This window comes from Desulfobacter sp. UBA2225, from assembly GCF_002348205.1.
GTDB classification, from domain to species: Bacteria; Desulfobacterota; Desulfobacteria; order Desulfobacterales; family Desulfobacteraceae; genus Desulfobacter; species Desulfobacter postgatei.
The window spans coordinates 1-9,902 of sequence record NZ_DDYV01000311.1; the positions used below are offsets into that span (position 1 = coordinate 1).

Sequence of the window (9,902 nt, forward strand, 5' to 3'; positions counted from 1 at the left end):
TGCCAAACGCTTGGATGCCGGCCTTGCCATCGTGGATAAACGCCGTAGCGCACCCAATCAGGCCAAGGCCATGGCTATCATCGGAGATGTGAAGGGTAAAATTGCTTTGGTTATTGATGATATGGTGGACACTGCCGGGACCCTGACCGAGGCTGCCAGCGTTATCAGTGAAAAGGGTGCCAAAGAAGTTCATGCATATTGTACCCATCCGGTATTGTCAGGCCCGGCCATTGACAGAATAACACAATCATCTTTGAGCTCCCTTGTTGCAACGGATACCGTCCCCTTGTCGGAAGAGGCCCGTTCCTGTGGCAAGATAAAGACGCTTTCCATTGCAAAACTTGTCGGAGAAGCTATTATGCGCAGCTACAGGGGAGATTCTGTAAATTCTTTATTTGTATAAAAAGATATATTTGATCAACCTGCCTTTTGTGTGAAAGGGCGGGGACGAAAGGTTTAAACATGGAACTTATAGAATTAAGTGTCGCAAAAAGAGAGAGCACCGGCAAGGGTGCTGCCAGAAAATTACGGGCGGACAACGTTATCCCCGGCATTATTTATGGCGCAAAAATTGAGCCTGTAAAAGTGTCTATTGACGTTAACACCTTTGATAAAGTGATCCGGGAACACGGTACCACAGGTCTTTTTTTTGATTTGAAGGTCGAAGGGGAGACGGGCAGAATGGTTATGCTTAAGGAGATTCAGATGGATCCCTTTGGCCTGCGCTATCTGCATATTGATTTCCATGAAATTGATATGGATGCAACCGTGTCCATTGTCGTTCCTGTTGAAGTCGAAGGTATCAGTGCCGGCGTCAAAGAAGGCGGTATGGTCCAGATTATCCGTCGAGATCTTGAAGTGATTTGCAAACCCAAAGACACCCCCGAAAGCATTAAACTTGATATTTCAGAACTGGAGATCGGGGATTCCATTCATGTGGCAGATATTGACCTGGGTGCTGAAATTGAGATTCCGTTTGATACCAATTTTACCGTAGTCACCATTGTTCCGCCTGAGAGTGGTTCGGATGATGAGGAAGGCGAAGAAGTCGCTGAAGCTGCTGCAGACTAGATACAACGCCTTTTTTACGTGTCCGTTTCATTTTTGTTTAAGGCGTTTTTTAGTTTTAGATTGTTAAAATCATGTCTGACTCAAAACGATTATTAGCGGGTCTGGGAAATCCTGGAGAACAGTATTCCCGGACCCGTCATAATATCGGCTTTGATGTCGTCGATGCCCTGGCGGATCGGTCCGGGTGCCGTGTGAACAAGGAAAAATTCAATGCTGCCTACACCGGCGCGCGTATGGGGCTCCAGGAGATACTTCTGGTCAAGCCCCTTTCGTATATGAACAGAAGCGGTATTCCCCTCCAGAAGCTGGCAGATTATTTCAAGATTGATATAGAGAATATCATTGTGGTCCACGATGACATGGACCTTCCCTTTGGAAAGATAAAGATTGTGCAGGGTAGGGGCCATGGCGGCCATAACGGCATCCGTTCAATTATTGATGCCTTTGGCCAAAAGGCATGTGTCCGGGTTCGCGTGGGTATTGGCCGCCCGGAAAGCGACAGATCCGTCACCGGACATGTCCTGGGTAAATATACCCCGGACGAAGAGGCTTGTCTGGATCAGGTTCTTAATGATGCCTGTGAGGCCTGCCTCGCTATCCTGGAAAAAGGGGTCGTCAAGGCCATGAATTTCGTTAATTCCTCCCGATAAAAAGCTTTTCCATGTGTTTATTTCCCCCTGTTGCTCATATCTGTTTAGTCCTATGTGGTAAGGCTTAATCTTCGTTTTATGTTTGTTAGCTTAATGTTTATTCAAAAAAATATTCAGTTGACAATATTGTTTAGATGTGGTTTTCTGTCTGAGAATGGATAACTTGTATCTTTAAAACAATAAGGTGGGCATAAATGGCAAAACAATCTGGGACAACCAAGGCTAAAGAAAATAGCAAGTCAACCAAAAAAGCGTTTTCAAAGGGCGACATGGCCGTCTATCCTGCACACGGCGTCGGCTGTATTGAATCCATCGAAAGCCAGGAAATAAATGGGGATACCATGAATTTCTACATGATGAAAATTGTGGAAAACGGTATGACGATCATGATCCCTACATCCAATGTTGAATCCGTGGGTTTGAGGGAAGTGATCCCTGAAACTGAAGTGCCCCAGGTTTACGAGGTTATGCAGAAAAAAGCCCAGGCCAGTGACAACCAGACCTGGAACCGTCGTTACAGAGAATACATGGATAAGATCAAAACCGGGTCCATCTATGATGTGGCCGAGGTATTCAGAGATCTTTTCCAGCTTAAGCTCGAAAAAGACCTTAGTTTTGGCGAAAGAAAACTGCTTGATACTGCCCAGAATCTCCTTGTCCAGGAACTCTCCATGGCCAAAGATGTTGATGAAGCATACATGATAAAAGAGATTGAAAATCTGTTCAACTAAACACCTTAATTTCTGATAACACAAACAGACCGGCAGGTGTCACCCTGCCGGTTTTGTATTTTTTTCATGCGCATACGAATACAAATTTCACCGGATCAGGCTGGCGTCAGGCTTGACCAGGCTGTTGCGGATTCCCAATCCCGGATATCGCGCTCCAGGGTTGCAAGTCTGATCTCCCAGGGCTTTATTCTGGTGAACCAGGAGTGTAAACGCCCCGGTTATAAAGTTAAGCCCAATGACCTGATTGAAGGGGCTTTCCCATCACCGGATCAACAGGATACAAAAAATATTCTTCCCGAATCCATACCTTTGAACATCCTTTACGAGGATGACCATATTCTTATGATTGATAAGCCTGCAGGCGTTGTGGTGCATCCCGGGGCGGGGAATAATTCCGGTACCCTGGTTAACGCCTTGCTTGGGCATCATCCGGCTTTCAGCGAAAAAGACTGGAACAGGGAAAGGCCGGGTATCGTTCACCGCTTGGACAAAGATACCTCGGGGTTGATGGTCATTGCAAAAAAACTGAACGCCCTTGAATTTTTACAAAAGGAATTTAAGCAAAGGAGAGTGGAAAAACACTACCTGGCACTGGCAAGGGGAGAAAATATACCCGAAGCGGGGGTGATTGAACGCCCCATTGGCCGGCACCCTTACCATCGCAAACGTATGGCCGTTCTGGATGAGAACGGCAGATACGCAAAAACCCGCTTTAGTGTAATAAAACGGTTTAGTTCAGGTTGTCTTATGGATGTTCGCCTATATACCGGTAGAACCCATCAGATTCGCGTTCATTTTTATCACCAGGGTATGCCGCTTTTTGGTGATTGCATTTACCGTGAGCGACGCTTCCGGAAAAAAGATCCTATAGTGCCACGTCAGATGCTTCATTCCTGGACCTTATCCTTTCGTCACCCTTATTCAGGTGTGCGGCTCTATTTTGAAGCCCCTATGCCCGAAGATTTCAAAACCACTTTGTTGCATCTATCCGATGCATGCCTATATGATTGAATGATCAGGACTGCTTTAATCGGCGCTGGGATTCGGTCCAGTCAATGCGGCTTAAAAGTCCCCGGATAATCCTGACGTCCCTGGATGACAGGCCCGTATTAGAGAATATCCTGCGGTAGGTCCGCAGCAGATGATCCGGGTTTTGGGGATCAAGATAATCAATATCTAAAAGCGTCTTTCTCATGTGGGCAAACATGGATTCAAGTGCTTCTCCCCGGGCAGGATCTTTAACCTCGGGATCATGGAAGTTTTTTGCAGCGCAGGATTTAATAGATACTTCATAAAGCAGCACTGCCAGGGAGTGGCTCAAATTCATGGACGGATAGCCGTCATGGGTGGGGATGGTGATAAAATACCGGCACAGATCCAGGTCCTTTGTCTCAAGACCGCTATCCTCTGGCCCTAGAACCAGGGCACTGTGATGTTCCTGTTTTTGGTCTTCGATTCGAGCTCCTGCTGTCGCTGGTGTTAAAAACCCTTTTCTATATTTGCCGAACCTGCGGGTCGTGCCGTAGGCGGAATGGACGTCAAAAAGCGCCTGTTCCAGGGTTTCAAATATCTGCGCCTGTTCAAGGATATGATAGGCGGACAGGGCCATTTTTTTTGCTTCAAGGGATTTATAAGCACTGCAGGGGCTGACAAGACGCAGCCGGGTGCATCCGAAGTTCATCATGACCCGGCATACCGCACCAATGTTGATTGGGCCCTGGGGGCGGACAAGGATAATACTGAGATGATTCATGGTTTTTTGATCTTTGAATATTGAATTTTTAGTTTCCGGGGGATTCCAGAATCAGGGTGACAGGCCCCTGGTTGATCAATGATACATCCATATTGGCCTGGAATTTCCCTTTTTTGACTGAAACGCCCAGTGAGGCAGCCTTTTCGGCAAAAAAACGGTAAAGTCGGCATGCAGGATCCGGCGGGGCTGCATCCGTGAACGAGGGGCGCCGTCCCTTGCGGCAGTCTGCCATAATCGTGAACTGGGAAACCACCAGAAGCTCTCCTTTGACATCAAGAAGAGACCGGTTCATTTTTCCCTTATCATCTTCAAAGATTCTTAAATTGATGATTTTGTCCACCAGGTATTCGGCATCCTTTTCTTTGTCGCCATGGGCCACGCCCAAAAGTACCACAAGTCCTGTTTCAATGCTGGATATAATCGTGTTGTCTACAGTAACATGAGCTTTTTTAACCCGTTGAACAATGGCTTTCATTGGTTTCCTTAAGATTTGTCTGTTTTAAATACGGGGATAAAAAATTTAGGCGGGCGTCATGCATCGGGGCGTGGGCCAGTTCGTGGAAAAGCCCATATCTTTTAAGGATTGAACCGCCCTGTCCACAAACATGCCTGCCTGTTCTTTGCTGTGCGCGTCGTCCCCGGGAATCACGGGAATACCCAAGGCTTTTGCCCTTTCCAGAATTGCCGGGGTCAGATATGGCATTTTTTTTCCTTTGGCAAGGGGGCGCAGGTTATAATCCAGCACCAGTCCCAACTCTTTTATCACAGAAAGGTTGCGCTGGATGCGTTCAGCAATTTCAGGTTTGTCAAGCCGTGACTCAAAGTCAGGATCATAAATGCGTATAATATCAAAATGACCCACAACAAAGGGATGCAGATCCAGGATCATTTTATACTGGGCGTCAAAATAGGCCGTATACATGGCATCAAGACCCTTGAAATCCGCTGCAATGGCCTCATAGTCCTGCCTGGAATAGTCAAAACATCTGTCATTGAGATGATGGACCGAGCCCACAATATAGTCGGGATTAAATTCCCGGATCAACGACCGTACCAGGGCCGGGCTTCCGGTGACGGTTTCGGTCTCAAATCCTTTAAATATCCGGATGTCTGACTTATATTTTTTTTTAAGCCGTTCCAGTTCAAAAAAGTATCTTGAAAACCGGTCCCCAAGATCCTTGACCGAAAAGCCTTGCTCAAGTTCATCCGGGTAGATGAGGCGGTGTTCGGGCTGGGGCATGTGCTCGCTGATGCCCACGGCTTTAAATCCTTTGCTGATATAGGCTTTTATAAGGTCTTCAAGGCTGTCCTGGGCATGGCAGCAGAACTGGCCTGAATGGCCGCCATGAAGGGATATGAGTTCAGAATTAATCATGGAGCGGACTTTATCACCAAGCCGGGAGTAAAATCAAGGTCGGGATTGTCTGGGTACAGGGCAATGGCATCTAACCTGAAAATGATTGTTGCAATTTTCGACAAGGGATGTTTAATCTCCAATTATGTTGACAGCGCACTATCATTTTGAATTAAAACAGATTCGAAGTATAATTGAAAAAGAACAAAAATTTAATTTTTGTCCATCACTGTCTCTGGTGAAATTTTTTGAAAATATTATTCCTTGAGCCTTTTTACGGCGGGTCCCACAAGGTTGTGGCAGACGGTTTTGCGGCCTGTTCCCGCCATCAGGTGGATATTTTATCGCTTGCCCCCAGATTCTGGAAGTGGCGGATGCGCGGCAGTGCCCTGGCATTTATTCGGCAGATTAAAAATTTGACGGAGTATGATCTTGTTTTTGCCACGGATATGGTGGATATCACAGATTTTAAAGCCCTGGCAGGCCCACAATGCCCGCCCGTGGTCCTTTATTTCCATGAAAATCAGCTCAGCTATCCCTTGGAACCCGGTGAAAAAAGGGATTTCCATTTGGGGTTCACCAATATCATATCTGCCCTGTCTGCGGAAGGGGTGTTCTTTAATTCGCAATTCCACAGGGATGATTTTTTCAGCGCTGCAAAAGCCCTGATTCGTAAAATGCCGGACCTTCGCCCAGGATGGATTCTGGATAAAATCCGGGGTAAAACCTGTGTACTATATCCGGGTATTGATTTTGACTCCAGGGGCTTTGTTACTTCGGAACGTCAGGAGAGCAGCCTTGACCGACCTTTGGTGATCTGGAATCACCGGTGGGAGTATGATAAAAATCCAAAGGCATTTTTCAACATACTGGAACGGCTTAAGCGTCGGGGTATTCTGTTTTACCTGGCAGTGATGGGTGAACAGTATGGCACTGTGCCCGAAGAGTTTAAAGGCATTGAGGAAAGGTTTGATGCCGAACTTCTTGTTTACGGGTACCAGGAACAGGTGGCGGATTACAGAAAATGGCTGGGCAAAGGCCGTGTTGTGATCAGTACCGCCATCCAGGAGAACTTCGGTATTTCAGTGATGGAGGCCGTGGCCCATGGATGCTTTCCTTTGCTGCCAAATCGTTTGTCATACTCCGAACTGATCCCCGAACATTTAAAATCCGATGTCATTTACCGGGATGATGCCGATCTGGAGGCCAGGCTGGAACATATTCTGGTGCAGCCCCAAGTCTATCAGGAGAGGGCCGCGGCTCTATCGGCCCATGCCGCAGGGTTTTCCTGGTCGCATATGGCGGGAAAATGGGATGAAGCATTATACCAGACTATCGGGTCAGGCAGGAGCAGAAATTGACAAACATATGTTTGCTGTATTAACAGTTGCTGTCTGTAATGATGCGGTACCCCTTTACCGCATGGGTTTGAAACTCCTTGAACTGGGAATCTGATAATTGGGCCTTGGTGTTGTTCATCTCCGGGGGGAGTTGTGTACAGCCGATGTCATGTTGAATGGCACTGACTCCGAGCGTTTTGGCCTTTGTCTCGGTATAATGATGGAACATGCAGAATTGCATGGTCAAGGAGAGAATATTTACGGTGTGCTCCACTAACTGGTCTGAAGAACTGGACAGTTTTGCTAAAGATTTCATCAATGTTTTATTTTTGTTGTAACCCTGGAACAGCACCTCTAAGGTCTCCGGCAGCATTTTGCTTGAAATGTTTAGCGGTCCCTCCAGGGCTTCCTGGACAAGTGTACTCAACGCCTGCCTTGTGGAAACAAGGCCCTTGGAGAAAATTGTTTCCGACAAATGGGCGTTCATTGTTTTATAAAGGGCGATGGATGCGTTTTCCCTGTCAGTCGTGCGGATAAAAAGATCCGGAAACTGTTCCTCCTTGATCCGCGAAGCTTTGAGCTGTTCCCCTTCTTTTTTATAAAGCAGCGGTTCATTTTCCTTTGAGAAATAAAAAAGGGCAAAGCTTTTGAATAATGAAATTTGAGACCTTTTAACAGGAATAAAGTCTTCGGGCATTTTTTATCTGAAAGTCCTAATAAATTGTTTAAATAGGATATTATCACGATATGTTGACTTCGTAAATTCAATATGAGCATGGGCCGATATTTTTGGATGGCGCTTGTTATTTTTTTTGTTCAACCATATCATTTTTTATGTGAAAGGATAAAGTTTATGTGAGACAGGTATTGACGGCGATGAACCAGGTATTACTTTTATGGCACGATAAATAAAAAGTAATGTAAATAGAATTGGAGATATGTTATGAATTTTGAAAAACTGACGGTAAAATCCCAGGAGCTGTTCCAGCACGCCCACACCCTTGCGGTTGAAAAGGGACAGCAGGCCATTGAGCCCATCCATTTTTTAGGGGCCATGCTGGCCGATGATCAGGGTATTGCTGTCTCCATATTTAATAAAATAGGCGTCAATCCCCGTGCTGTCGTACAGCTTGTCTCTTCAGCCCTGGATAACATGGTCAAGGTATCCGGGGGACAGCCCTATCTGTCCGAACCCGGGCGGAAAATGCTGGATCTGGCCTTTAAGGAATCTGCAAAGATGAAGGACCAGTATGTCAGCCTTGAGCATATTCTGATCAGTCTGACCCAGGGTAAGGACAAGGCCGGCGAAATCCTTTCAGGTTTAGGCGTTACAAGGGACGTGATCCTGTCCGTGCTCAAGGATATCCGGGGCAACCAGCGGGTGACCGATCAGAACCCCGAAGACAAATACCAGTCGTTGGAAAAATTCGGGAAAGACCTGACAGATTTGGCCCGCCAGGGAAAACTGGACCCGGTTATCGGCCGGGATGAGGAGGTCAGGCGCATTGTTCAGGTATTGTCCCGGCGCCGGAAAAACAATCCTGTACTCATTGGTGAACCGGGTGTGGGCAAAACCGCTATTGTGGAAGGCTTGGCCCAGCGGATTGTGGAAGGCGACGTGTCCGAAACATTGAAAGACCGGCGGGTCATTGCCCTTGATATGGGGGCACTGCTGGCCGGGGCCAAATTCAGGGGCGAATTTGAAGATCGTCTCAAAGCGGTATTAAAAGAGGTTGAGGCTGCCGAGGGCGAAATCGTTCTCTTCATCGACGAATTGCATACGGTGGTGGGGGCAGGTGCTGCCGAAGGGGCTGTGGATGCCTCCAATATGCTTAAACCTGCCCTGGCCCGGGGCAGTCTGCGCTGTGTGGGGGCCACTACCCTGGACGAGTATAGAAAGTATATTGAAAAGGATGCTGCTCTGGAGAGGCGTTTCCAGCCGGTTTTTGTCAGAGAACCCACCGTCGAAGATACCATCTCCATCCTCAGGGGATTAAAGGAAAAATATGAGGTGCATCACGGCATCCGGATCAAGGATTCAGCCTTGGTCGGAGCCGCCACCCTTTCCCACAGGTACATTGCTGACCGGTTTTTGCCGGACAAAGCCATTGACCTGATTGATGAGTGCGCATCCAAGCTTCGGATCGAAATTGACTCTATGCCCCGGGCCATTGACGAGATTCAGCGGCGGCTCACTCAGGCGGCCATTGAGCGCCAGGCCCTGATCAAGGAGAAGGACAAGGCCTCCAGGGAGCGTCTTGAACACCTTGAAAAGAACATTGCCGCCATGCAAGAGGAGATAAGGCCCCTCAAGCTGCACTGGGATAATGAGAAATCCATTATCCGGGAGATCTCGGCCATGCGGGAGGACATTGACCGCTTCCAGACCGAGGCCCAGCTTGCCGAGCGTGCCGGCGACTTTGCAAAGGTGGCCCAGATCAGATACGGCAACATTGCAGATCTGAACAAAAAAATTGAGGCGAAAAAACAGAGTCTTGACACCCTGCAGCAGACCTGCAAGATGCTTAAAGAAGACGTGGAAGAGGCTGACGTGGCCGAGGTGGTATCCACCTGGACCGGCATTCCCGTATCCAAGATGCTCCAGGGTGAGCAGGAAAAACTGATCACCATGGAATCCCATATTTCCAAACGGGTCATCGGCCAGGAAACCGCCATTGATGCGGTCTCCAATGCCGTGCGAAGAGCCAGGTCCGGTTTGCAGCCTGAAGACCGGCCTATCGGTACCTTTATCTTCATGGGGCCCACGGGTGTGGGGAAAACCGAGCTTGCCAAGTCCCTGGCCGAGTTCATGTTTGATTCCAGGGACGCCATGGTGCGGCTGGATATGTCCGAGTACATGGAAAAGCACAGTGTGGCCCGTCTCATCGGTGCCCCTCCCGGATATGTGGGATATGACGAGGGCGGATACCTCACCGAGGCGGTACGGCGCAGACCCTATAGTGTGATCCTGTTCGACGAGATTGAAAAGGCCCACCCGGACGT

Annotated in this window: 11 protein-coding genes; 7 read left to right on the forward strand and 4 right to left on the reverse strand. The window is 48.0% G+C overall.

Annotated elements, in window-relative coordinates:
• From B3D59_RS16170 to B3D59_RS16190, 5 genes are all read left to right on the forward strand, one after another.
• The coding region (locus B3D59_RS16170; RefSeq protein ID WP_286822147.1) for a ribose-phosphate diphosphokinase at positions 1–403 on the forward strand (403 nt) is incomplete at its 5' end.
• Positions 404–462: 59 nt separating this feature from the next.
• A complete protein-coding gene (locus B3D59_RS16175) occupies positions 463–1,071 on the forward strand; it encodes a 50S ribosomal protein L25/general stress protein Ctc (protein WP_286822148.1) in 609 nt (202 codons plus the stop codon).
• A gap of 71 nt (positions 1,072–1,142) precedes the next feature.
• Positions 1,143–1,721, forward strand: a complete 579-nt coding sequence (gene pth / locus B3D59_RS16180; RefSeq protein ID WP_286822149.1) for an aminoacyl-tRNA hydrolase — start codon at positions 1,143–1,145, stop codon at positions 1,719–1,721.
• A 194-nt stretch (positions 1,722–1,915) separates the two neighbouring features.
• The gene (locus B3D59_RS16185) at positions 1,916–2,452 is read left to right on the forward strand and encodes a CarD family transcriptional regulator (RefSeq protein ID WP_286822150.1); all 537 of its coding nucleotides are present in this window, start codon (positions 1,916–1,918) and stop codon (positions 2,450–2,452) included.
• Positions 2,453–2,518: 66 nt separating this feature from the next.
• Complete coding sequence (locus B3D59_RS16190) at positions 2,519–3,463, forward strand: RluA family pseudouridine synthase (protein ID WP_286822151.1); 945 nt, start codon at positions 2,519–2,521, stop codon at positions 3,461–3,463.
• Between the two features lie 4 nt (positions 3,464–3,467).
• Here the strand turns inward: B3D59_RS16190 and B3D59_RS16195 are convergent, their stop codons facing one another.
• Genes B3D59_RS16195 through B3D59_RS16205 form a run of 3 tightly spaced genes read right to left on the reverse strand, consistent with a single transcriptional unit; the run spans position 3,468 to position 5,580 of the window.
• On the reverse strand, positions 3,468–4,205 hold the full coding sequence (locus B3D59_RS16195; RefSeq protein WP_286822152.1) for an RNA methyltransferase: 738 nt from the start codon (positions 4,203–4,205) through the stop codon (positions 3,468–3,470).
• A gap of 28 nt (positions 4,206–4,233) precedes the next feature.
• Positions 4,234–4,680 (reverse strand): D-aminoacyl-tRNA deacylase, encoded by a 447-nt coding sequence (gene dtd, locus B3D59_RS16200; RefSeq protein ID WP_286822153.1) that lies wholly within the window; start codon positions 4,678–4,680, stop codon positions 4,234–4,236.
• A gap of 45 nt (positions 4,681–4,725) precedes the next feature.
• A complete protein-coding gene (locus tag B3D59_RS16205) occupies positions 4,726–5,580 on the reverse strand; it encodes a histidinol-phosphatase (RefSeq protein ID WP_286822154.1) in 855 nt (284 codons plus the stop codon).
• A gap of 227 nt (positions 5,581–5,807) precedes the next feature.
• On the opposite strand from B3D59_RS16205, the gene B3D59_RS16210 reads away from it, so the two are divergent.
• Positions 5,808–6,920, forward strand: a complete 1,113-nt coding sequence (locus B3D59_RS16210; RefSeq protein ID WP_286822155.1) for a tRNA-queuosine alpha-mannosyltransferase domain-containing protein — start codon at positions 5,808–5,810, stop codon at positions 6,918–6,920.
• Between the two features lie 19 nt (positions 6,921–6,939).
• Here the strand turns inward: B3D59_RS16210 and B3D59_RS16215 are convergent, their stop codons facing one another.
• A complete protein-coding gene (locus tag B3D59_RS16215) occupies positions 6,940–7,596 on the reverse strand; it encodes a hypothetical protein (RefSeq protein ID WP_286822156.1) in 657 nt (218 codons plus the stop codon).
• 246 nt (positions 7,597–7,842) lie between these two features.
• Here B3D59_RS16215 and B3D59_RS16220 point away from each other — a divergent pair.
• Positions 7,843–9,902 (forward strand): ATP-dependent Clp protease ATP-binding subunit (locus tag B3D59_RS16220; protein WP_286822157.1); only part of this gene is annotated, 2,060 nt, incomplete at its 3' end.